Raw genomic sequence first — 22,805 nt, 5'->3', positions numbered from 1 at the left:
GGGCTCAAGCTGCACGACCGGGTCGAGCAGGCGACGTTCAAGCGGCTGACGCTGGTGGTGCTGATGGTCGCGGGGCTCAACCTGATCCGGCGCGGCCTGCTCGGCTGAGCCACGAAAAAGGGCGGGTGCCGAAGCACCCGCCCTCCCGTCAGTCAGAGCGCGTGGCTCAGGGCATGACGACTTCGGTCTCGCCGGGGATCGAGTCGGCTTCGTCGTACTCGTAATCCTGCGCCATCTGCATCATCTGCTCGTCCATCCCGACGACCTGCAGTTCGGTCTCGCCGTAGGCGATCGAGTTGAGCGGCAGGCCGACCATCTCGCGGTCGACGCCGAGCGCGGAGCCGCCGGACACGATCAGCAGCACGGTGCCGTCGTTGTCCACGACGTCCTGCGCCTGGCCGAGGTTCTGGCCATCGGCGGTCATGACGTCCTTGCCCATCAGGTCGGCGACAGTGATCTGGCCACCCTCGGTCATGTCGGCGCTGGCGTCGGTCTCCATGTCGGCACCTTCGCGGCGCGCTTCACGCTCCTCGGCGGTCTCGAACTGGATCATCGGCTGACCGACCTCGACCAGCTCGACGGTCGGGGATTCGGTGAAGGTCACGCTGACGTTCGGCTCGGCGCCCTCGTAGGAGATCGTCGGCTCGGCGGAGGTGATGTCGATCTGCGGCTCGCCTTCGGCTTCGCGCATGATGACGGTCGGCTCGGATTCGGCCATGACGGAGACGTCGCCGTCGACATCGGCGTCGCCGGTGCCTTCCTGGACGTCGGTGTCGCTGGCCATCTCCTCGCCTTCGCCCTCTTCGACGTCGAGATCGATGCCGATACGCGGCTCACCCTGGGTCACGGTGACCATGGGCTCGCCCTGCTGGACTTCGATCTGCGGGTCGCCGGCGAACACGTCGACTTCGGGCTCGCTGGTGCGCACGAAGATGGTCGGGGCCGGGATCTCGACGCGGACGATGATCTCGGGGATCTCGACGGCGACGTTCGGCTGGGCCTGCTGGACCTCGATCTCGGAGGGCTGCTCCATCACCGACACGCTCGGCTGAGCCTTGGTCACGGTGACTTCGGGCGAGGGAACCTGCACGTCGACTTCCGGCTCGGGAATGACGACTTCGGCCTGGCCCTCGATGCGGGCTTCCTCGACCACAGTCACCTCCTCGGTGACCTCGTCGGTCTCGGTGACTTCGGCTTCGGCTTCGGCCTCGGCTTCGGCTTCCATCTCGGCTTCCATGTCGGCTTCGTCGACTTCGCCGTCGGACACGGTGGCGTCCATCTCGGTGTCGGCGAGGTCGGCGCCTTCGCCGACAACGTTCTCGTCGATCGCTTCGGCCAGCGCGATGCAGGATTCGGCGTCGTTGTTGTTCAGAGCCTCGATGATGGCTTCGGCGCTATCGTCGGGGACGGTGCCGCCATCGTCTTCCACCTGCTGCACGAGGGCCTGGCAATCGGGGGCCAGAGCCGCGGCCTGGTCCTCGTTGATGCGGATTTCCGTCTGCGCAGTGGCGGTGCTGGCGAGGCTCAGCGTCAGCGCGGTGCTCATAAGCACGCGCAAACCGAGGGGCTTGCGGTTCATGATCGTCTCCCACTTGGTGTGTTCATCAATGCTGTCCGAACGGCGCACAGCGGCGCATGTTCCAGAAAATTTGATCGGCTTACCGATTTTTGCCGTAGCCGCGCACTTGTTCCGCGCGCGGGGCGCGCACGGCGGCTATTTCTCCTGGAGGGGGGGCAATTCGGCCTGCACCTTGCGCGTCAGCTTCGCCCGCACCAGCCGGTAGCTCTGGTCGATCCGGTGGGCCAGCTCGTCGCGCGGGATGTCGAAGGGGAGATGGATCCACGAGCGGTGGAAGTAGGGCGCCTTCACGCCGATGCCGATGTCGATCAGCATCTGCGCCTGCTCGACGCTGTCGCACTTGACCGAGACCCCGGCCATGCTCGCGCCGATGCAGGCGAACATCTTGCCGCCGACCTTCCAGGCGTCGTGTCCGTCGCCCCATGGGTCGGAGACCTCGGCGCCGGGGTAGGTGGCGCAGATTTCGTTGATCGTCGCGCGGCTCATCGAGCGAGCCTGCCACGGCGACCGGCGACGCACAACGCCGCCGGTGCCGCGAGGTCAGCCGATGGCGATGGCCTTCACGTCGTCGTCGATGAACGGGATGTACTGGGCGAAGTTCTCCGCGAACATCTCGACGAGGCGGGCAGCGGTGGCGTCGTAGCGCGCCGGGTCGTCCCACGTGGCGCGCGGGTCGAGCAGGGCGTCGTCGACGCCATCCGCCGTGACCGGCACGTCGAAGCCGAAGTTCGGATCCTTGCGGAAGCGGCCGTCGGCGAGGGTGCCGTCGAGCGCGGCGGCCAGCAGCGCGCGCGTCGCCTTGATCGGCATCCGGTGCCCGGTGCCGTGCGCGCCGCCGGTCCAGCCGGTGTTGACGAGCCAGCACGTCGCGCCGTGGCGGGCGATCTTCTCGCGCAGCAGGTTGCCGTAGACCTCCGGCCGGCGCGGCATGAACGGCGCGCCGAAGCAGGCCGAGAAGGTCGGCTCGGGCTCGGTGACGCCGCGCTCGGTGCCCGCGACCTTCGAGGTGAAGCCCGACAGGAAGTGGTACATCGCCTGCGCTGGGGTCAGCCGCGCGATGGGCGGCAGCACGCCGAAGGCGTCGCAGGTGAGCATGATGATGTTCTTGGGATGCCCGCCGAGCGCCGTCTCCGAGGCGTTGGGGATGTAGTGCAGCGGGTAGGCGCAGCGCATGTTGGCGGTGAGGCTGTCGTCCTCGTAGTCGATCTCCAGCGTCTCGGGGTCGTAGACCATGTTCTCGATCACGGTGTCGGGCATCGAGCAGGTGGCGTAGATCTCGGGCTCCGCCTCGGGGTCGAGCCCGATCGTCTTGGCGTAGCAGCCGCCCTCGAAGTTGAAGATGCCCCGGTCCGACCAGCCGTGCTCGTCGTCGCCGATGAGGGTGCGGCTGGGATCGGCCGAGAGGGTGGTCTTGCCGGTGCCGGAGAGGCCGAAGAACACCGCCGCGTCGACGGGATTGCCCTGCGCGTGGTTGGCCGAGCAGTGCATGGCCATGACGCCCTTGGCGGGCAGCAGGTAGTTCAGCAGGGTGAACACCGCCTTCTTGTTCTCGCCGGCATACTCGGTGCCGCCGATCAGGATCAGCTTGCGGTCGAAGTCGAGCGCGATGACCGTCTCGGAGCGGCAATCGTGGCGCTCGGGATCGGCGCGGAAGCTGGGGCTGTTGAGGATGGTGAAGTCGGGCGCGAACCCGGCGAGCTCGTGCTCCTCGGGCCGGCGCAGCAGGTGGCGGATGAACAGCGAGTGCCAGGCGAGCTCGGTGACGACGCGCACGTCGAGCCGGTGCGCCGGGTCGGCGCCGCCGTAGAGGTCCTGCACGTAGACGTCGCGCCCGGCCAGGTGGGCGCGCATGTCGTCGTAGAGCGCGGCGAACCCGGCCTCCGACATGGCGCGGTTGTTCTCCCACCAGATCGTGTCTTCGGTGCTGGCGGAGCGGACGACGTGCTTGTCCTGGGGCGAGCGGCCGGTGAACTTGCCGGTGCTGACGAGCAGCGCGCCGCCCTGGCCGCGCACCCCCTCGCCACGCTCCACGGCCGCCTGCGACAGCTCGGCCTCGGGCAGGTTGTAATAGACCTCGCCGAGCCCCGTGATGCCCTGATCCTGCAGCTTCATCTCTGGGATGACCCGTCCGTGGTCCATCTCGCCTCTCCTCGAATTCAGCGGTTTCCGCTCCGCTGCACTTCGGTAACACGGCATTTTCTGACGAGGATAGAGGGGCTTGCCGCAGTTAGCGCAACCAAGGATGATGTTAGCGCAACCCGCGCGGATCACCGCTACGCCGCGGCGCGGCTTCAGCCTGTCTTAAGGTTTTCCGGCGCAAATGGGTCACGCCGGCGCGCCGGATTCGCCGGCGGGGTTGATTCGGTCTGGGAATTGGGCAGAAGCTTCTATGAAAAGCAGGCAAAAACAGAACCTTTAAGCAGAGGCAGCAGTACATGTCGAAGATCGCCCTTGTGGACGATGACAGGAACATCCTGACATCGGTTTCCATGACGCTCGAAGCCGAGGGCTTCGAGGTCGAAACCTACAACGACGGCCAGTCCGCGCTGGACGCCTTCAACAAGCGCATGCCCGACATGGCCGTGCTCGATATCAAGATGCCGCGCATGGACGGGATGGACCTGCTCCAGCGGCTGCGCCAGAAGACGACGATGCCCGTCATCTTCCTGACCTCGAAGGACGACGAGATCGACGAGGTGCTCGGCCTGCGCATGGGCGCCGACGACTACGTCAAGAAGCCCTTCAGCCAGCGCCTGCTCGTCGAGCGCATCCGCGCGCTGCTGCGCCGGCAGGACGCGATCTCGGGCGAGATCACCGACGACGCCGAAGAGCACAAGATCATGACCCGCGGCCAGCTGACGATGGATCCGCTGCGCCACGCGGTGAAGTGGAAGGGCAAGGACGTCGCCCTCACCGTCACCGAATTCCTGCTGCTGCAGGCGCTCGCCCAGCGTCCCGGCTTCGTCAAGAGCCGCGACCAGCTGATGGACGTCGCCTACGACGACCAGGTCTACGTCGACGACCGCACCATCGACAGCCACATCAAGCGGCTGCGCAAGAAGATGCGGATGGTGGACGAGGACTTCTCCGCGATCGAGACCCTCTACGGGATCGGTTACCGCTACAACGAAGAGTGACGGCCGGCGGGTCGGGCGGTGAGCGTGGCGCCTCAGATCGATGTCAGGGATCTCGGCTCCGTCCGTCGTGCGGCGGACGTGACGGAGAGCGTCGTCCTCGGCGACGACTGGGTCGCGCCTGACGCCACCGCCGAGCGGGAGCTGCAGGAGAGCCGACGGCGCCGCGGCTTCCTGGCCCTGCGCGACAGCCCGCTCGCCCGCAAGATCGTCACCTTCAACCTGCTCGCGCTCATCATCATGGTCGCGGGCGTTCTCTACCTGAACCCCTCGCGCGACAACCTCGGCTACCAGCGCGCCCATAACCTCGTGAACGAGGCCGAGCTGATCGCCAACGTCTTCGAGGCCGAGCTGCCGGAGGGGGCGCCGCGCAACCTCAGCCGTGCCGATACCGCGCGGCTGAACGAGACCTTGGCCGCGATGAACCTGCGCGGCGGGATCGAGGTGTTCGTCTTCGAGCCCGGCGAGGAGCTCGTCGCCGCAACCACCGCCCTGCCGAAGCCGCCCGACCGCCCGGTCCTCGGCCTCGAGGAGAGCGTCGGGCGCACCGTGGTGACGGACGGGCTGACGAAGGTCTGGGGCGCCATCGCCGGACTGCTCGCGCCCGCCGAGACGGAAGCGCCGCCCGAAGCCATCGAGAAGCTCGCGCGCGAGAATGTCGACGTCGCCCTGCGCGGCGCCACCAACGTCGAGACCTACGACGACGCCAGCGGCCGCACCGCCTTCGTCATCACCACCCCGATCCTGCAGACGGACCGGCCCGTCGGCGCCGTCACCGTCGTCTCGGCCGCGGGCGAGATCGACGCGCTGGTGCGGCGCGAGCGCGAGCAGTTGCTGCAGATGTTCATGGTCGGCGTCGCGGTGTCGGTCGCGCTGAGCCTGATGCTCGCCTCCACCATCGCCAACCCGATCGCCGATCTCGCCGCCGCCGCCGAGCTCGGCCGCGACCGCAACGCCCGCAAGATGTCGCCCAGGCGCATCCGCATCCCCGACCTCACCGCCCGCCCCGACGAGATCGGACGCCTCTCCGGCGCGCTGCGCGGCATGGTGACCGCGCTCTACGGCCGGATCGAGGCCAACGAGCAGTTCGCCGCCGACGTCGCCCACGAGATCAAGAACCCACTGGCCTCCCTGCGCTCCGCCGTCGGCACCCTGCGCGTGGTCAAGCGCGACGACCAGCGCGAGAAGCTGCTCGACGTGATCGACCACGACGTGCGCCGCCTCGACCGTCTGGTGAGCGACATCTCCAACGCCTCCCGCCTCGATTCCGAGCTGGTGAAGGAGGAGGAGGAGCCCTTCGACCTGCTCAAGATGCTGCGCAACCTGTCGGAGCATCTCGGCCTCGAGGCCGACGACAAGGGCGTCGAATTCATCTCCGACCTGCCCGACGACACTTTCATCGTGCAGGGGCTCGAAGGGCGGCTGGCGCAGGTGTTCGTCAACCTGATCACCAACGCGATCTCGTTCTGCGAGGACGGCGACGCGATCCGGGTCTGGGCGCGGCGGCGCGAGAACCGGGTGCTGGTGGTGGTCGAGGACACCGGCCCCGGCATACCCGAGGGGGCGCTGACCAAGATCTTCACCCGCTTCTATTCCGAACGCCCGGCCAACCACTTCGGCAACAATTCCGGCCTCGGCCTCGCCATCTCCAAGCAGATCGTCGAGGCCCATGGCGGCGTGATCTGGGCAGAGAACATCCGCCCCACCGAGGCCGACCCGAACTCCGATCCGCTCGGCGCCCGCTTCGTCGTCGGCCTGCCGGTCTGAGCCGGCGATGGCGCCCGACAGCCTCACCCTCCACGCCACCACGGTGGCGCTCGGCGGGCGGGCCGTCGTGCTGACGGGCGCGCCGGGCAGCGGCAAGTCCTCCACCGCGCTCGAGCTGATGGCCTACGGCGCGCGGCTCGTCGCCGACGACGGCACCGTCCTGACGCGCCGCGGCCGCCGCCTCGTCGCCGCCGCCGCCGCGCCGGTGCGCGGGCTGATCGAGGCGCGCGGCATCGGCCTGCTCAACGCCGTCCCGGTGGCGGGGGCGGAGGTGGTGCTGGCGGTCGACATGGACCAATCCGAGCGGGAGCGGTTGCCACAACGGCGCACGATTGCGTGGCTGGACGTAGCAATCCCCTTGATCTTCCCGCCCGAGTGCAGACATCTCGCACCCGCACTCCTGCAATATCTCAAGGCGGGGCGTCACAGATGACCACCGGCCAGATCGTTCCAAGGCAGAGGCTCGTCCTCGTAACCGGCCCCTCCGGCGCCGGGCGGTCGACCTGCATCAACGTGCTCGAGGATCTCGGCTACGAGGTGATCGACAACCTGCCGCTGAGCCTGCTGCCGCGCCTGCTCGACGGGCCGCCGCTGGCGCGTCCGCTGGCGCTCGGGCTCGACGTGCGCAACCGCGACTTCGGCACCGACGCGCTGGTCGAGCTGATCGACGGCCTCGCCGCCCGCCCCGCCCTCAACGCGCAGGTGCTCTACGTCGACGCCGACGAGGACACCCTCGTGCGGCGCTACTCCGAGACCCGCCGGCGCCACCCGCTCGCGCCCAACGACCCGCCGCTGACCGGCATCCAGCGCGAGCAGGACCTGCTGCTGGCGGTGCGCGCGCGGGCGGACGTGCTGATCGACACCTCGACGCTGAGCCCGCACGACCTGCGCGACGAGGTCGACCGCTGGTTCGCCACCGACCAGAGCGCCGGCATGGGCGTCTCGGTCACCTCGTTCAGCTACAAGCGCGGCCTGCCGCGCGGGCTCGACCTGGTGTTCGACTGCCGCTTCCTGCGCAACCCGCACTGGGAGCCGGGCCTGCGCGGCCTGACCGGGCAGGACGGCGAGGTCGACGCCTACGTCGCCGCCGACGCGCGCTTCGCCGACTTCTTCGAGCGGATCCGGGATCTCGTGGTCAGCCTGCTGCCGGCCTACCGGGAGTCGGGCAAGACCCACCTGTCGGTCGGATTCGGCTGCACCGGCGGCCAGCACCGCTCGGTGGCGCTGACCGAAAGGCTGGCGCAGGCCCTTGCAGCCGAGGGATGGCAGGTGTCTAGTCGGCACCGGGAATTGGAGCGGCGTGCCCAGACCGACCGGTCGCGGGTCCAGATCGGGAGCGGTGAGACACCATGATCGGCATCGTGATCGTCGCTCACGGTGGGCTGGCGCGGGAATACCTCGCGGCGGTCGAGCATGTCGTCGGCCCGCAGGACGGCATCGTCGCCATCACCATCGCCCCCGACGACGACCGCGCCCTCAAGCAGGACGAGATCTGCGAAGCCGCCGACGCGGTGGACGAGGGCGGCGGCGTGGTGGTGGTGACCGACATGTTCGGCGGCTCGCCGTCCAACCTGTCGCTGCGCGCCTGCTCGCCGGCCAACCGCCGGATCGTCTACGGCGCCAACCTGCCGATGCTCATCAAGCTCGCCAAGTCGCGCCGCGCCAGCGTGCCCGACGCCGTCGAGGCGGCGCTGGCGGCGGGGCGGAAGTACATTGACAGCCTGTCCATCGGCGGAGAAACCGAGCCAACATGAGCACAAGTGTCGTCCGCCAGCTGAAGATCGTCAACGTGAAGGGCCTGCACGCCCGGGCCTCGGCCAAGCTCGCCGAGGTGGTGGAGGATTATGACGCGCAGGCCATCGTCCGGCGTGATGGGCTGGATGCCGCGGGCGACAGCATCATGGGGCTTTTGATGTTGGCAGCTTCCAAGGGAACCACTATCGAGGTCGAGACCCGGGGAGCGGAGGCCGATAAGCTCGCCGACGCGATCGAGGCGCTCGTGGCCGACAAGTTCGGCGAGGGGGACTGACCGCTGGCGCCGGGGCGCAACCGAAGGGACGGGCCGACTTGACCGACACGAGCAGCCGCAACATCGCAGCGGGCCGCCCTGTCGGAGACGCCGTCCCGCCGCGCAAGTACGACCGCTCGTCGCTCACCTACGCCGAGACGTTCGACAGCCGCGGCAAGCGCTGGTTCATCAAGACGATCGAGTGGCTCACCGGCAAGGTCAGCATCGTGCGCCGGGTGCGCGAGTTCGAGAAGCTGGGCGACACCGAGGGGCAGGCCTTCTGGCCGGCGACGATGAAGGTGATGGGCATCGACATCACCACGCCGCGCGCCCAGCTCGAGAACATCCCCGCCACCGGCCCGGTCGTGCTCGTCGCCAACCATCCGCACGGGCTGGTCGACGGCATGGTCCTCGCCGACCTGATCGGGCGGCGGCGCAACGATTACCGCATCCTCAGCCGCTCGATCCTGACGGGCCTCGACGAGAGCGCGTCGTCCTACATGATCCCGGTGCCGTTCCCGCACGAGCCCGAGGCGCAGCGCAAGATGATCGAGATGCGCTCGGCGGCGATGGACCACCTCGCCAAGGGCGGCCTGATCGCGCTGTTTCCCTCCGGCGTCGTGGCGACGGCGCCGACGTTCTTCGGCCCGGTCGAGGAGGCGGAGTGGAACGTCTTCACCGCCAAGATGATCCGCCGCTCCAACGCCACCGTGGTGCCCTGCTACTTCCCGGGCGCCAATTCGCGCTGGTACCAGATCGCCAACCGCATCTCGCCCACCCTGCGCCAGGGGCTGCTGCTGCACGAGGTGGTGCACGCATTCGACCGGCCGCAGGCGCCGGTCCTCGGGGCCCCGATCCCGCCCGCGGAGTGGCAGAGCCGCGCCGCCGAGCCGCGTGCCTTCATCGCGTGGCTGCGCGCGCGGACCCTCGCGCTCGGGGGCTGAGCCCGCACCCACCTCACGCGATTGCGCGGAACAACTGCCCCCGCGCGCGGTTTGGCGATCAGTCCATCCGTCGCGCAGGGAGCCGACCCGTGAAACTGGAACGTATCTTCGCCCAAGTGGCATGCAGCAGCCTGACCGAGAGCATCGACTGGTACACCGAGCTGTTCGAACGCGAGCCCGACAACCTGCCGATGATCGGCATGGCCGAGTGGGAGCACGGCCATAGCGGCGGGCTGCAGCTGGTCGAGGACGTCGACAACGCCGGCAGCAGCGCGGTGACGCTGATGGTCGCCGACCTCGACAAGACCCACGCCCGCCTGGAGGAGGCCGAGATCGACACCGGCGAGATCGAGGAGGGCGACTACACCCGCTTCGTCCGCCTCGCCGACCCGGACGACAACGAGGTCATCGTCGCAACCGAGAACCTGTGATCCGTCAGCGGGTCGGGCGGGGCGTGTCGCCGGAATAGTCGTAGAAGCCCCGCCCCGTCTTGCGGCCGAGCCAGCCGGCCTCGACGTACTTCGTCAGGAGCGGGCAGGGGCGGTACTTGGTGTCGGCGAAGCCGTCGTGCAGGACGTTCATGATCGCCAGGCACGTGTCGAGGCCGATGAAGTCGGCCAGCTCGAGCGGGCCCATCGGGTGATTGGCGCCGAGCTTCATGGAGGTGTCGAGCGCCTCGACCGAGCCGACGCCCTCGAACAGCGCGTAGATCGCCTCGTTGATCATCGGCATCAGGATGCGGTTGACGATGAAGGCTGGGAAATCCTCCGCCGTCGCCGCCGTCTTGCCGAGGCTCTCGACGACCTTGTGCAACGCGTCGAACGTGTCGCGGTCGGTGGCGATGCCGCGGATCAGCTCGACGAGCTGCATCACCGGGACCGGGTTCATGAAGTGGAAGCCCATGAACTTCTCGGGCCGGTCGGTGCGCGAGGCGAGGCGGGTGATCGAGATCGAGGAGGTGTTGGAGGTCAGCAGCGTGTGCGGCGCGAGGTGCGGCACGAGGTCTTCGAAGATCTTCGTCTTGATCGCCTCGCGCTCCGTCGCGGCCTCGATGACGAGGTCGGTCTGGCCGATGTCGGCGAGCGTCAGCGTCGTCGAGATCCGCCCGAGGGCGGCGTCGCGCGCCTCGGCGGTGATCTTGTCGCCCCGCACCTGCCGGTCGAGGTTGGATTCGATGGTGCCGCGCGCCTTGTCGAGCGCGGCTTCGCTGACGTCGGTGACGATCACGTCGTAGCCGGCGAGCGCGAAGACGTGGGCGATCCCGTTGCCCATCTGCCCGGCCCCCACGACCCCGATCCTGCTGATATCCATGATGCCCCCTGCTTCGCTGCTCTGCGGCGACATTAGGGCCGAGCGGCGCCGGGCCGCAAGGCGGGCAGATGCGTCAAACTCTACGCTTAACCCGCCGGTAACGGCTGGGGGTGTTGTTGGGCGGTGGTGAGGGAAGATTGTGGTGGGACACATGCGATGCGACTCGATCGGGCGCGGGCGCCTGGACTATGACCTGTGCAGCTACGGCATCTCGCGGCTCTCGTTCCGGGGGCCCCGGCGGGCGCTGACCGGGCGCTACGCCGCCTTCGTCGGCGGCACGGAGACGTTCGGAAAGTTCGTCCGGACGCCGTTTCCCGCGCTGCTCGAGCGCGGCACCGAGATGACCTGCGTCAACTTCGGCTGCGTCAACGCCGGCATCGGGGCGTTCCTGCAGGACACCGCCGTCACCGCCGCCTGCTACGATTCGGCGCTCACGGTGATCGAGGTGCTCGGCGCGCACAACGTCTCCAACCGGCTCTACCAGGTCCACCCGCGCCGCAACGACCGCTTCCTGCAGCCGACGCCGCGGCTGCGCGAGGTGTTCGACGATATCGACTTCGCCGATTTCACCTTCACCCGCCACATGATCGCCGCCCTCGCGGCCCGCTCGCAGGAGCGCTTCGCCATCGTGCGCGACGAGATCCAGCTGGCGTGGCTGCGGCGGATGGAGACGTTCATCGCCGAGCTGCCCGTGCCGCCGGTGCTGCTCTGGCTGCGCCCCGACGCCGCGCTCGCGGCGGCCGCGCCCGCGCCCGGTCCCGATCCGCTGTTCGTGACGGACGAGATGATGGCGCAGATCGCGCCGAAGGTGGCGCAGGTGGTGCGGGTCGACGTGAGCGCGCAGATGCGGGCGCTGGGCCGGGCGGCGATGGTCGTCGGCCCGGCCGAGGCGGCGGCGGCCGAGGGCCTGCACGGCCCCGGCGTCCACGCCGCCGCCGCGAAGGCGCTGACCCCGCTGGTCAGCGCCCTCGCCGGCGGCGCGTGCGCGGCCTGAGCTCAGAGCTTGTCGGTCAGCTCCGGGACGATCTCGAAGAGATCGCCGACGAGGCCGTAATCGGCGACCTGGAAGATCGGCGCTTCCTCGTCCTTGTTGATCGCGACGATGACCTTGGAATCCTTCATCCCCGCGAGGTGCTGGATCGCTCCCGAGATGCCGACGGCGATGTAGAGGTCGGGCGCGACGACCTTGCCGGTCTGCCCGACCTGCCAGTCGTTCGGCGCGTAGCCCGAATCGACCGCCGCGCGCGAGGCGCCCACGGCCGCGCCGAGCTTGTCGGCCAGCTTCTCGATCATCGCGAAGTTCTCTTCCGAGCCCACGCCGCGGCCGCCGGAGACGACGATGCCGGCGGAGGTCAGCTCGGGCCGGTCGCTCTCCGCCACCTTGTCCTCGACCCACTCGCTCAGGCCCGAGGCGGCGGGGGCGGAGACGTCCTCGATTTCGGCCTCGCCCGAGGGCGCGGCGGCGTCGAAGGAGGACGTGCGCACGGTAAATACCTTCTTCGCGTCACCCGACCGGACCGTCTGCACGGCGTTGCCGGCATAGACCGGGCGCTCGAACGTGTCGGCGTCCTTGATCGCGGAGACGTCGGAGATGACCATCACGTCGAGCAGCGCGGCGGCGCGCGGCAGGATGTTCTTGGCGTCCGTCGTCGCGGGGGCGGCGATGTGGCTGTAGCCGTCGGCGAGCGACACGATCAGGTCGGCCGTCGCCTCGGCGAGCCGGTGATCGAGCGCCGCGTCCTCGGCCTTCAGCACCTTGGCCGCGCCGAGCTTGGCGGCCTCGGCGGCGGCGTCGCCGACATTGGCGCCGGCGCACAGGATGTGGACCTCGCCCAGCGAGGCGACGGCGGCGAGCGCCTTGCCGGTGGCGTCGGCGTTGAGCTGGCCGTCGGTGATCTCGGCGAGAAGCAGAACGCTCATTTCACGGCTCCCGTCTCTTTCAGTTTCTCGACCAGCTCGTCGACCGAGCCGACCACGATGCCGGCCTGGCGCGCGGCGGGCTCTTCGGTGCCGACGATCTCGAGCCGGGGCGCGACATCGACGCCGAAATCGGCGGGCGTCTTCTCGTCCAGCGGCTTCTTCTTGGCCTTCATGATGTTGGGCAGCGAGGCGTAGCGCGGCTCGTTCAGGCGCAGGTCGACCGACACGATCGCCGGCATCCTGACCTTGATCGTCTGCAGGCCGCCGTCGACCTCGCGGGTCACGGTGGCGCTGTCGCCCTCGAGCTCGAGCTTGGAGGCGAAGGTCGCCTGGCTCCAGCCGAGCAGCGCGGCGAGCATCTGGCCGGTGGCGTTCATGTCGTTGTCGATCGCCTGCTTGCCGCAGAGCACGAGGCCGGGCTGCTCCTCGTCGATCACGCCCTTGAGGATCTTGGCGACGGCGAGCGGCTCGATGTCGGTGTGCACATCGTCGGCGGCGACGACGAGGATGGCGCGGTCGGCACCCATCGCCAGCGCGGTGCGCAGCGTCTCCTGCGACTGCTTGACGCCGATCGACACGGCGACGACCTCGTCGGCCTTGCCGGCCTCCTTGAGGCGGATCGCCTCTTCCACGGCGATCTCGTCAAAGGGGTTCATCGACATCTTGACGTTTGCGAGATCGACCCCGGACCCGTCCGCCTTGACGCGGACCTTCACGTTGTAGTCGATCACGCGCTTGACCGGCACCAGCACCTTCATGCGCATTCTCCCAGTTTCTCTCCGCCCGGGTGTTACCGCGTGGTGGATAGGGAAAACAGGGCAAAATCGTCACCCTGTGGGCGCTCTCCGTCACGTTCGCACGTGGCGGGCGGCTCAGCGGTTGGCGCCGGGCACCCAGAGCACGTCGCGGGCGCCGTCGTCGTTGGCGGCGCGCGAGGCGACGAAGAACCAGTCGGAGAGACGGTTGAGGTAGCGCACGGCGGCCGGGTTGACGTCGTCGTCGGCGGCGAGATGCACCACCAGCCGCTCGGCGCGGCGCGAGACGGTGCGGCAGAGGTGCAGGTGCGCGGCCAGTGCCGAGCCGCCGGGCAGCACGAAGCTGCGCAGCGGCGACAGCGCCTCGTTCATCGCATCGATCTCGCGCTCCAGCCGCTCGACCTGCGCATCCGCCATCCGCAGCGGCGGATACTCGGCCTCCGCGTCCTTCTCCATGCCGGGGCGGCAGAGATCGGCGCCGAGGTCGAACAGGTCGTTCTGGATCGCCGCGAGGCGGGCGTCGGTTTCGCCCTCGGCGTGGAGCCGGGCGAGGCCGACGGTGGCGTTGGTCTCGTCGACGGTGCCGTAGCTCTCGACGCGCAGGTCGTACTTGGCGACGCGCGCGCCGTCGCCGAGCGCGGTCTGGCCGCCGTCGCCGGTGCGGGTGTAGATCTTGTTGAGTACGACCATGGTCAGCCCCTGCTGCCGACGAAGACGAAGAGCAGCACCAGCAGCACGGCCGCGAACTGCCCGATGATCCGCCAGCGCATCAGCTTGTTCGACCGCTTCGGATCGCCCCCGAGCCCGAAATTGCCGATGCCGGCCAAGAGGATCGCCGCGACGCCGAGGACGGCGATCGCCGCGACGATGAAGAGGGGGTCGCTTGCCATGTCCGGCTCCTTGCTGATCGCTCGCGATGTAGCAGGCCCACCGGCGCTGCCAAGGGTCAGGCGCGTCGCACCAGCCGGTCGATCCCCCGCGCCGACAGCACCCGGCGGCCGAGCGCGGCCACCTTGGTGTGCGGCGTGACGTAGTAGCGGGCGCGCGGGCGGCGGGCGTCGAGCGCGCGGACCAGCACGTCGGTCACCGCCGAGGCGGGCCAGGAGGGGCCGGCGCTGCCCTTGTAGAGCCGGTCGAGCAGGCTGGCGCGGTACTCGTCGGCGCGCGGCGACTTTTCCCAATCGATCCAGCGCTCGAACTGCTTGATGGCGTTCGCGCGGAACGGCGTCTCGATCGGGCCGGGCTCGATCAGCACCACGTCGATGCCCGCCTCGCGCATCTCCATCCGCAGCACGTCCGACCAGCCCTCGAGCGCGAACTTCGTCGCCACGTAGGCGCCGCGGTACTTGGTGCCGATCAGGCCGAGGATGGAGGAGCAATTGACGATCCGCCCCGCGCCCTGTGCCCGCATCACCGGCAGCACGCGGCGGGTGAGATCGTGCCAGCCGAGGAAGTTGGCCTGGAAGATCGCCTGCATCGCCCCGGCGGGGATGTCCTCGAGCGGGCCGGGCACGGCGTAGGCGCCGTTGTTGAACAGGGCGTCGAGGCGGCCGCCGGTCAGATCCAGCGCCTCGGCGAGGCCGCTCTCGATGCTCGAGGAGTCCTCGTAATCGAGGCGCACCGCCTCGAGCCCGTCCGCGCGCAGCGCTGCGACGTCGTCGGGCTGGCGGGCGGAGGCGACCACGTGCCAGCCGCGCCGCGTCAGGGTGAGGGCGGCGTCGCGGCCGATGCCGGTCGAGCAGCCGGTGATGAGGATGGTGCGGGTCATGGCTGCGCTATGGCAGGGCAGCGGGGCCGGGTAAAGGCTGGGGCCGGCGCTTGATCGCGTTGCGAGTTGGCGGCACGATGGATGGAGGTGTTCTGCTCGGTGAAGGTCGGGCACCGGGAAATCCCAGGCCATATGGAGCGGTGACATGAAACTCGGAGCCTTTTCGATCAGCCTCCCGGTCAAGGACATCAAGGCGTCGATGGCGTTCTACGAGAAGCTCGGCTTTGCGCCGAAGATGCCACTCGAGGAAGGTGCGAAGTGGGCGATCCTGGTCAATGCCGACGACCACATCATCGGCTTGTTCGAAGGGATGTTCGATCGACCGATGCTGACGTTCAACCCCGGATGGGATCAATCTGCCGGGCCGGTCGACCCGTTCGAGGACGTGCGCGAACTGCATGCCCGGATCACGGCGGGCGGCCTCGAGGCCGTGCAGGACAGCCTGGGCGGCGAGACTGGCCCCGGCAGCTTCGTCGTCGTCGACCCGGACGGCAATCCGATCCTGATCGATCAGCACAGGTAGTCTCGCCTGTCGGCGGAATGCGAGCTGACGGCAGGTAACGGAGATGCCCCCGCAATCATCCGCGAGGGCATCTCAATTGGTGCGGCTGAAGTTCGGGCCGGAGTAACCTCAGATACCCTCGACCAGATAAGCCGCCATCCAGCCGCTCTGGCCGGTGCTGGTCACGTCGAGGTGCACCCAGCCGTCGCGCGTCTCGAGGACGGTCGCCTCGGTGCCCCGCGGCAGCGTCACGACGACCGAATGCTCGGTGCCCGGCCCGGTGCGCATGTTCACGCGGCTGCCGGCGACGGCGACGACGTTGCGGGCCTCGGCCTGGGGGGCGCTGGTGGCGACGGTGAGGGCGTCGAGCACGTTCGGCGCGCTGCTCCACTGGCCGAGTGTCTCGGCGGCGGCGCTGTTGCTCGTGGAGAGCGAGGCCTGCACCAGCATCTCCTCGCCCTCGGGGCGCCCCTCGGGGCGGATGCTCAGCGGCGACATGCCGGCGCGGGTGACGAACTCGTAGCCCTCGTCCTGCGCGGGGGCGGGATCGGCGGCGGCCATGCGGACGGCCCCGCCGCCGTCGACGTCGCTCCAGGCCTGCAGCTCGAACTCGTCGCCGCCGGACATTTCCCAGAAGGCCCAGCCAAGGAAGCCGAACGTGAGCAGAATGAAGCGAGTCATGGCAGTGTCCCTCGGTCTCGCGGCAAACCTCTCCCGTGCGGCGACACCACCTGTCGCCGCGTCCTGCTTCCGGTCTGGGAAAGTCCGACGCCCTGTCGTTTGGTCAGAGAACACAATTCGTGCCCGTTTGGTTCCCCGCCGCCGCTAGACCGCCCCGGTGGGTCCGTGTATCCCGGCTGTCATGTCCGACACGCCCGACCCCGAGAACGTCTCCCCCGACCTGATCGAGCCGCTGCGCCGCGCCATCGGCGAGCGCTACCTCACCTACGCGCTCTCCACGATCATGCACCGCGCGCTGCCCGACGCCCGCGACGGGCTCAAGCCGGTGCACCGCCGCATCCTCTACGCGATGCGCGAGCTGCGGCTGTCCTCGGCGGGCGGCTTCCGCAAGTCGGCCAAGATCAGCGGCGACGTGATGGGCAACTACCACCCGCACGGCGACCAGGCGATCTACGACGCGATGGCCCGGCTCGCGCAGGACTTCAACGTCCGCTACCCGCTGGTCGACGGGCAGGGCAACTTCGGCAACATCGACGGCGACAACCCCGCCGCCAGCCGCTACACCGAGGCCCGAATGACCGCCGCCGCCGAGGCGCTGCTCGACGGGCTCAACGAGGACGCGGTCGATTTCCGCGCCAACTACGACGGCACCCTGACCGAGCCGGTCGTGCTGCCGGCGGCCTTCCCCAACCTGCTCGCCAACGGCTCGTCGGGGATCGCGGTGGGGATGGCGACCAACATTCCGCCCCACAACATCGACGAGCTGGTCCAGGCCTGCCTGCACCTGATCAAGACCCCCGACGCGCGCGACGAGACGCTGCTCAACTACATCCCCGGCCCCGACTTCCCGACCGGCGGCGTACTGGTGGAGCCGCGCGAGAGCATCGCCGAGACCTACCGCACCGGCCGCGGCGCGTTCCGGCTACGCTGCCGCTGGCACACCGAGGATCTGGGGCGCGGCCAGTGGCAGATCATCGTCACCGAGATCCCGTTCCAGGTGCAGAAGTCGAAGCTGATCGAGAAGCTCGCCGAGGTGATCCAGACCAAGAAGGTCCCGATCCTGGGCGACGTGCGCGACGAGAGCGCCGAGGACATCCGCATCGTGCTCGAGCCGCGCAGCAAGAATGTCGACCCGGACGTATTGATGGGGATGCTCTACCGCAGCTCCGATCTCGAGACCCGCTTCAGCCTCAACATGAACGTGCTGATCGACGGGCTCACGCCCAAGGTCTGCTCGCTCAAGGAGGTGCTGCGCGCCTTCCTCGACCACCGCCGCGAGGTGCTGCTGCGCCGCTCGCGGCACCGGATGGCGAAGATCGACCACCGGCTCGAGGTGCTCGAGGGCCTGATCGTCGCCTTCCTCCACCTCGACCGGGTGATCGACATCATCCGCTACGACGACGATCCCAAGGCCGCGCTGATGTACGAGGATTGGGGCAGGCCGCACCAGTCGACCATCGCGCGCGCCACCTCCGAGGCCGACTACGTCTCGCCCCTCGCCGGGGTCGACCGCGCCGGGCTGGTGCTGGTCGCCGACCCGGCCGCCGGCGTGCCGGCGGTGCTCGGCGACGAGCCGGTGCAGGCCGGCGTGCCGCGCCGCTACGCGGGCCGCGAGCAGGGCCTGTCGGACGTGCAGGCCGAGGCGATCCTCAACATGCGCCTGCGCTCGCTGCGCCGGCTCGAGGAGCTCGAGCTGGTCGCCGAGCGCGACCGGCTGATGGCCGAGCGCGCCGAGCTGGAGGACCTGCTCGAGACCGGTTCGCTGCAATGGGCCAAGATCGCCGAGCAGCTGCGCGAGGTGCGCGCCCAGTTCGGCGCCAAGGCCCCCGGCGGCGCGCGGCGCACCACCTTCGCCGAGGCCGGCGAGGTCGAGGAGGTGCCGCTCGAGGCGATGATCGAGCGCGAGCCGGTCACCATCGTCTGCTCGCAGATGGGCTGGATCCGCGCGCTCACCGGCCACATCGACCTGAACCGCGAGCTGAAGTTCAAGGACGGCGACGGCCCGCGCTTCATCTTCCACGCCGAGACCACCGACCGGCTGCTGCTGTTCGGCTCGAACGGGCGCTTCTACACCCTCTCCGCCGCCAACCTGCCCGGCGGGCGCGGCATGGGGGAGCCGGTGCGGCTGATGGTCGACCTGCCCAACGAGGCGCGCATCGTCGATTTGTTCATCCACCGCCCCGGCGGTCGCCTGCTCGTCGCCTCCAGCGCGGGCGACGGGTTCGTCGTGGCCGAGGAGGAGGTCGTCGCCCAGACCCGCGCGGGCAAGCAGGTGCTCAACGTGCGCGCCCCGGCGCAGGCCCGCATCTGCCACCCGGTGTCGGGCGACCACCTCGCCGTGGTGGGCGAGAACCGCAAGGTGCTGGTGTTCCCGCTCGACCAGCTCCCCGAGATGGGCCGCGGCAAGGGCGTGCGGCTGCAGAAGTACAAGGACGGCGGCCTCTCCGACGCCACCACCTTCACCCTCGCCGAGGGCCTCAGCTGGCGCGACCCGGCCGGGCGCACCCGCACCGTCGGCCCCGACGAGCTCGCCGAGTGGCAGGGCAACCGCGCCGGCTCCGGGCGCATGGCGCCGCGCGGCTTCCCGCGCGACAACCGCTTCACCTGAGCCGGGCCGTCGCCGGTGGACGAGACCGCCTCCTCCTCCTCCCCCGGCGACGCCCGTTCGACCACCTGGCCCGGCGGCGCCCCCGCCGCCAACCTCCCCGCCCTGCCGCCGCCCCCGCCGGGCCTGCTCGCGCGGTTCGACCCGGCCGCCGACAGCCTGGCCGTCGAGTGCGTCGCCCGCCGCCGCCCGCTGTTCTGGCTCGCCTTGCGCACCGGAGCGCTGACGGTGCTGACCCTCGGGCTCTACCGCTTCTGGATGAAGACCCGGCTGCGGCGCTGGTACTGGTCGTCGGTGCGCCCGGGCGGGCTGCCGCTCGAATATGTCGGGCTGCCGGGCGAGAAGCTGCTCGGCTTCCTCGTGGCAGTGGTGATCCTCGCCTTCTACATCGGGCTGGTGAACCTCGTCCTCGTCTTCGCCAGCTTCTCGCTGTTCGAGGGCAGCGTGCCGGGGTTCCTGCTGTCGTTCGTCGGGGTGATCCCGCTCTGGTTCTACGCCCGCTACCGCGCCCGCCGCTACGTCCTCGCCCGCAGCCGCTGGCGCGGGGTGCGCTCCGGGCTGCTGCCGGGGGCGTGGGGCTACGCGCTGCTGGCGATGCGGATGTGGGCGGGGACGCTGCTGAGCCTCGGGCTGCTCTGGCCCCGCATGACCTTCCGGCTCGAGAAGTACCGCACCGACCGCACCACCTTCGGCAGCGTCCGGCTGCACCAGCAGGGCGACTGGCACATGCTCTGGCCCGCCTTCGCCCACCTCGCCGCCGCCGCGATGCTGAGCCTCGCGGCGGGGCTGGTGGCGGGGGGCGGCGAGGAGCGCTTCCTGTGGTTCTGGGCGGTGACGCTGCCGTGGCTGGGCTACGGCCTCGTGCGCTACCTCGTCGAGGCGAAGCGGCTGATGGCGGACGCCAAGCGCGCCGGCCCGCTCGGGCTCGTGGCGAGGCCGAAGGTGCGGCGGGTGCTGCTGATCTACCTGCTCGGCTACGCCGCCGCCGCGCTCGCCCTCGCGCTCCCCGCCGTCCTCCTCGCGATCCTGGCCTACAGCCTCGAGGTGGAGCCGAGCCTCGGGGACGGGCGCTCGCCGACGCTGCTCGCGGCCGGCGGCTTCCTGCTCTACGTCTCGATCGTGCTGCTCTGGGGGACGCTGCGGCACGTCTTCGTCACCATGCCGCTCTGGCGCCACTACGCCCGCACCCTCACGATCACCGGCACGGCGTCGCTGCCCGAGGTGCGCCAGCAGGCGCGCGACGAGTTCGCCGAGGCGGAGGGCTTCGCCGAGGCGCTCGACGTGGGGGCGGCGATATGAGCCGCACGCCGGGTACGGTCATTGCCGTCGGGCGCACCCCGCCGCGCTTTCGCGGCCACGGCATCTACCTCGATGGGACGAGCGCCGCGGCGCGCGCGACGGCGCTCTCCTTCGACGACGCCACCGGCGAGCTGGTGCTCGAGGACGTGGGCGCGCGCTGGCCCTACGACGAGATCCGCCGCCTGCGCGACCAGGCCGGCGGCGACCAGGCCGTGCTGCGCCTCGCCGACGACCCGGTGCGCCGGCTCGTCCTAAGTGCCGCCGACGATATCCGCCTCGTGCGCAGCCGCGCCCGGCGGCTCGACCGGGCGCCCCGCGTGCGCGGCCGCGGCCGGCTCGCCGCCTGGGGCGTCGCGGCGGTGGCCTCGGTGGCGCTGATCGTGCTGGTGCTGGTCCCCGCGCTCGCGGACCGGCTGGCCGCGTTCCTGCCGCCCGGGGGCGAGCGGGCGCTGGGCGAGGCGACGTACGAGCAGATCCGCAACGCGCTCGGCGACGACATGATGCCGCTCGAGGTCTGCGACGCGCCCGAGGGCCGCGCGGCGCTGGCCGCGCTCGAGGCGCGGCTGACCGAGGGGGCGGGGCTGGAGGTGCCGCTGACGGTGCACGTGCTCGACCATGAGATGGCCAACGCCTTCGCGCTGCCCGGCGGCCACATCGTGTTCTTCCGCGGCCTGATCGAGGAGGCCGCCCGGCCCGAGGAGGTCGCCGCGGTCTTCGCCCACGAGATCGGCCACGTCGCCGCCCGCGACCCGACCCGCATCGCGCTGCGCTCGGCGGGCTCGATCGGCGTGATCGGCCTGCTGCTCGGCGACTTCGCCGGCGGCGCGCTGGTGCTGGTCCTGACCAACCAGCTGATCCGGGCCGACTACACCCGCGAGGCCGAGGCGGCGGCCGACGCCTTCGCCCACCGCCGCCTGCTCGCCGCCGACCTGCCGCCCGACGGGGTGGCGACCTTCTTCGAGCGCCTGCTCGACGAGACCGGCGCGCCCGAGCCCCACAGCTTCGCCCGCCACCTGTCCTCGCACCCCGCCATGGGCGACCGCATCGCCGCCGCCCGCGCCGCGACCCCCGAGGGCCGGGTCTTTTCCCCGGCGCTCGACGCCGACCAGTGGGCGGCGCTGCAGGCGATCTGCCGGCGCTGAGCGGGGTGCGCAACAGGCGCTTGATTTTCTCCCGTGGGGCCAATAAATCCGCCCGCGATGCTGAACCGGGTCGGGGCGCGGCGGCGCCCTCACCCCCCAATTGCGAGGCGCCTGTCCATGGGCAAGGAAAAGTTCGAGCGGTCCAAGCCGCACTGCAACATCGGCACGATCGGCCACGTCGACCACGGCAAGACGACGCTGACGGCGGCGATCACCAAGTACTTCGGTGACTTCCAGGCGTACGACCAGATCGACGGCGCGCCCGAGGAGAAGGCCCGCGGGATCACGATCTCGACGGCGCACGTGGAGTACGAGACCGACAACCGTCACTACGCCCACGTCGACTGCCCCGGCCACGCCGACTACGTCAAGAACATGATCACCGGCGCCGCCCAGATGGACGGCGCGATCCTGGTGGTGAACGCCGCCGACGGCCCGATGCCGCAGACGCGCGAGCACATCCTGCTCGGCCGCCAGGTCGGTATCCCGGCGATGGTGGTGTTCCTCAACAAGGTCGACCAGGTCGACGATCCCGAGCTGCTCGAGCTGGTCGAGATGGAAGTCCGCGAACTGCTGTCCGAGTACGAGTTCCCGGGCGACGACCTGCCGATCGTGGCCGGCTCGGCGCTCGCCGCCATGGAAGGCCGCGACGAGGAGATCGGCGAGAACAAGATCCGCGAGCTGATGGCCGCGGTGGACGAGTACATCCCGCAGCCCGAGCGCGCCGTCGACCAGCCGTTCCTGATGCCGATCGAGGACGTGTTCTCGATCTCCGGCCGCGGCACCGTGGTCACCGGCCGCGTCGAGCGTGGCGTGGTCAACGTGGGCGACGAGCTCGAGATCGTCGGCATCCGCGACACCAGGAAGACGACCTGCACGGGCGTCGAGATGTTCCGCAAGCTGCTGGATCGCGGCGAGGCGGGCGACAACATCGGTGCGCTGCTGCGCGGCATCGACCGTGACGGCGTCGAGCGGGGCCAGGTGCTCTGCAAGCCCGGCTCGGTGAAGCCGCACACGAAGTTCGAGGCCGAGGCCTACATCCTCACCAAGGACGAGGGTGGCCGCCACACGCCGTTCTTCGCCAACTACCGCCCGCAGTTCTACTTCCGCACGACGGACGTGACCGGGACGGTGACGCTGGCCGAGGGCACCGAGATGGTGATGCCGGGCGACAACGTGTCGTTCAAGGTCGAGCTGATCGCGCCGATCGCGATGGAAGAGAAGCTCCGCTTCGCCATCCGCGAAGGCGGCCGCACCGTCGGCTCCGGCGTCGTGTCGAAGATCATCGAGTGATCGCGGTCGGTTGATCGTGTCGGAGAAGGCGGCCTGCGGGCCGCCTTTTTCGTTTTCGGGGATCGGTCGCGGGGTGCGCAATGAATGCGCACCCTAC

24 protein-coding genes are annotated in these 22,805 nt (G+C 69.8%); 14 read left to right on the top strand and 10 right to left on the bottom strand.

Annotated elements, in window-relative coordinates; all coding sequences use genetic code 11:
- Positions 1-166 precede the first annotated feature (166 nt).
- The 3 genes from OG2516_RS18960 to OG2516_RS08620 all read right to left on the bottom strand — a co-directional run bounded on the left by OG2516_RS18960 (position 167) and on the right by OG2516_RS08620 (position 3,718).
- The gene (locus OG2516_RS18960) at positions 167-1,579 is read right to left on the bottom strand and encodes a PRC-barrel domain-containing protein (RefSeq protein WP_156799301.1); all 1,413 of its coding nucleotides are present in this window, start codon (positions 1,577-1,579) and stop codon (positions 167-169) included.
- Between the two features lie 135 nt (positions 1,580-1,714).
- Positions 1,715-2,065: an MmcQ/YjbR family DNA-binding protein gene (locus OG2516_RS08625; RefSeq protein WP_007255264.1), complete on the bottom strand. Its 351-nt coding sequence runs from the start codon at positions 2,063-2,065 to the stop codon at positions 1,715-1,717.
- A 54-nt stretch (positions 2,066-2,119) separates the two neighbouring features.
- Positions 2,120-3,718, bottom strand: a complete 1,599-nt coding sequence (locus tag OG2516_RS08620) for a phosphoenolpyruvate carboxykinase (RefSeq protein ID WP_007255263.1) — start codon at positions 3,716-3,718, stop codon at positions 2,120-2,122.
- A gap of 296 nt (positions 3,719-4,014) precedes the next feature.
- Between OG2516_RS08620 and OG2516_RS08615 the strand changes: the two genes are divergently transcribed.
- The 8 genes from OG2516_RS08615 to OG2516_RS08580 all read left to right on the top strand — a co-directional run bounded on the left by OG2516_RS08615 (position 4,015) and on the right by OG2516_RS08580 (position 9,863).
- Positions 4,015-4,716, top strand: a complete 702-nt coding sequence (locus tag OG2516_RS08615) for a response regulator transcription factor (RefSeq protein ID WP_007255262.1) — start codon at positions 4,015-4,017, stop codon at positions 4,714-4,716.
- An 18-nt stretch (positions 4,717-4,734) separates the two neighbouring features.
- The gene (locus tag OG2516_RS08610; RefSeq protein WP_040615028.1) at positions 4,735-6,480 is read left to right on the top strand and encodes a sensor histidine kinase; all 1,746 of its coding nucleotides are present in this window, start codon (positions 4,735-4,737) and stop codon (positions 6,478-6,480) included.
- A 7-nt stretch (positions 6,481-6,487) separates the two neighbouring features.
- Positions 6,488-6,913 carry an HPr kinase/phosphorylase gene (locus OG2516_RS08605; protein WP_007255260.1) on the top strand — a complete coding sequence of 142 codons (426 nt, stop codon included), beginning with the start codon at positions 6,488-6,490 and terminating at the stop codon, positions 6,911-6,913.
- Entirely contained in the window at positions 6,910-7,833 is a 924-nt protein-coding gene (gene rapZ / locus OG2516_RS08600; RefSeq protein ID WP_007255259.1) for an RNase adapter RapZ, read from the top strand. Before OG2516_RS08605 ends, rapZ begins: the two co-directional genes overlap by 4 nt.
- Positions 7,830-8,234: a PTS sugar transporter subunit IIA gene (locus tag OG2516_RS08595; protein ID WP_007255258.1), complete on the top strand. Its 405-nt coding sequence runs from the start codon at positions 7,830-7,832 to the stop codon at positions 8,232-8,234. The genes rapZ and OG2516_RS08595 overlap by 4 nt, the downstream gene beginning before the upstream one ends.
- Positions 8,231-8,509, top strand: a complete 279-nt coding sequence (locus OG2516_RS08590) for an HPr family phosphocarrier protein (RefSeq protein WP_007255257.1) — start codon at positions 8,231-8,233, stop codon at positions 8,507-8,509. The genes OG2516_RS08595 and OG2516_RS08590 overlap by 4 nt, the downstream gene beginning before the upstream one ends.
- 38 nt (positions 8,510-8,547) lie before the next feature.
- Positions 8,548-9,432: a lysophospholipid acyltransferase family protein gene (locus OG2516_RS08585; protein WP_007255256.1), complete on the top strand. Its 885-nt coding sequence runs from the start codon at positions 8,548-8,550 to the stop codon at positions 9,430-9,432.
- An 89-nt stretch (positions 9,433-9,521) separates the two neighbouring features.
- On the top strand, positions 9,522-9,863 hold the full coding sequence (locus OG2516_RS08580; RefSeq protein WP_040615027.1) for a VOC family protein: 342 nt from the start codon (positions 9,522-9,524) through the stop codon (positions 9,861-9,863).
- 4 nt (positions 9,864-9,867) lie between these two features.
- On the opposite strand, the gene OG2516_RS08575 is transcribed toward OG2516_RS08580, so the two are convergent.
- Entirely contained in the window at positions 9,868-10,743 is an 876-nt protein-coding gene (locus tag OG2516_RS08575; RefSeq protein ID WP_007255254.1) for a 3-hydroxybutyryl-CoA dehydrogenase, read from the bottom strand.
- A gap of 151 nt (positions 10,744-10,894) precedes the next feature.
- On the opposite strand from OG2516_RS08575, the gene OG2516_RS08570 reads away from it, so the two are divergent.
- A complete protein-coding gene (locus tag OG2516_RS08570) occupies positions 10,895-11,737 on the top strand; it encodes a DUF6473 family protein (protein WP_007255253.1) in 843 nt (280 codons plus the stop codon).
- 2 nt (positions 11,738-11,739) lie between these two features.
- Here the strand turns inward: OG2516_RS08570 and OG2516_RS08565 are convergent, their stop codons facing one another.
- The 5 genes from OG2516_RS08565 to OG2516_RS08545 form a co-directional block, all read right to left on the bottom strand.
- Positions 11,740-12,663, bottom strand: coding sequence for an electron transfer flavoprotein subunit alpha/FixB family protein (locus OG2516_RS08565; protein ID WP_007255252.1), 924 nt, complete (start codon positions 12,661-12,663; stop codon positions 11,740-11,742).
- Positions 12,660-13,421: an electron transfer flavoprotein subunit beta/FixA family protein gene (locus tag OG2516_RS08560; protein WP_007255251.1), complete on the bottom strand. Its 762-nt coding sequence runs from the start codon at positions 13,419-13,421 to the stop codon at positions 12,660-12,662. The genes OG2516_RS08565 and OG2516_RS08560 overlap by 4 nt, the downstream gene beginning before the upstream one ends.
- A 114-nt stretch (positions 13,422-13,535) precedes the next feature.
- The gene (locus OG2516_RS08555) at positions 13,536-14,108 is read right to left on the bottom strand and encodes a cob(I)yrinic acid a,c-diamide adenosyltransferase (RefSeq protein ID WP_007255250.1); all 573 of its coding nucleotides are present in this window, start codon (positions 14,106-14,108) and stop codon (positions 13,536-13,538) included.
- A gap of 2 nt (positions 14,109-14,110) precedes the next feature.
- The gene (locus OG2516_RS08550) at positions 14,111-14,308 is read right to left on the bottom strand and encodes a twin transmembrane helix small protein (RefSeq protein WP_007255249.1); all 198 of its coding nucleotides are present in this window, start codon (positions 14,306-14,308) and stop codon (positions 14,111-14,113) included.
- A 56-nt stretch (positions 14,309-14,364) separates the two neighbouring features.
- Entirely contained in the window at positions 14,365-15,186 is an 822-nt protein-coding gene (locus OG2516_RS08545) for an SDR family NAD(P)-dependent oxidoreductase (protein ID WP_007255248.1), read from the bottom strand.
- A 145-nt stretch (positions 15,187-15,331) separates the two neighbouring features.
- Here OG2516_RS08545 and OG2516_RS08540 point away from each other — a divergent pair, with 145 nt between their 5' ends.
- Positions 15,332-15,709, top strand: coding sequence for a VOC family protein (locus OG2516_RS08540; protein ID WP_007255247.1), 378 nt, complete (start codon positions 15,332-15,334; stop codon positions 15,707-15,709).
- A gap of 108 nt (positions 15,710-15,817) precedes the next feature.
- Here the strand turns inward: OG2516_RS08540 and OG2516_RS18955 are convergent, their stop codons facing one another.
- Positions 15,818-16,369, bottom strand: a complete 552-nt coding sequence (locus OG2516_RS18955; RefSeq protein WP_007255246.1) for an SH3 domain-containing protein — start codon at positions 16,367-16,369, stop codon at positions 15,818-15,820.
- A 181-nt stretch (positions 16,370-16,550) separates the two neighbouring features.
- On the opposite strand from OG2516_RS18955, the gene OG2516_RS08530 reads away from it, so the two are divergent.
- The 4 genes from OG2516_RS08530 to tuf all read left to right on the top strand — a co-directional run bounded on the left by OG2516_RS08530 (position 16,551) and on the right by tuf (position 22,708).
- Complete coding sequence (locus tag OG2516_RS08530; protein WP_007255245.1) at positions 16,551-18,977, top strand: DNA topoisomerase IV subunit A; 2,427 nt, start codon at positions 16,551-16,553, stop codon at positions 18,975-18,977.
- Between the two features lie 15 nt (positions 18,978-18,992).
- Positions 18,993-20,273 carry a DUF898 family protein gene (locus tag OG2516_RS08525; protein WP_007255244.1) on the top strand — a complete coding sequence of 427 codons (1,281 nt, stop codon included), beginning with the start codon at positions 18,993-18,995 and terminating at the stop codon, positions 20,271-20,273.
- Positions 20,270-21,415 carry a M48 family metallopeptidase gene (locus OG2516_RS08520; protein WP_007255243.1) on the top strand — a complete coding sequence of 382 codons (1,146 nt, stop codon included), beginning with the start codon at positions 20,270-20,272 and terminating at the stop codon, positions 21,413-21,415. The genes OG2516_RS08525 and OG2516_RS08520 overlap by 4 nt, the downstream gene beginning before the upstream one ends.
- Before the next feature lie 117 nt (positions 21,416-21,532).
- A complete protein-coding gene (gene tuf / locus OG2516_RS08515) occupies positions 21,533-22,708 on the top strand; it encodes an elongation factor Tu (protein ID WP_007255224.1) in 1,176 nt (391 codons plus the stop codon).
- The last annotated feature ends 97 nt before the right edge of the window (positions 22,709-22,805 follow it).

Source organism: Oceanicola granulosus HTCC2516 (assembly GCF_000153305.1).
Lineage (GTDB): Bacteria > Pseudomonadota > Alphaproteobacteria > Rhodobacterales > Rhodobacteraceae > Oceanicola > Oceanicola granulosus.
Note: the sequence above shows the minus strand (reverse complement) of the source record. Positions and strands in the feature narration are given on the sequence as shown.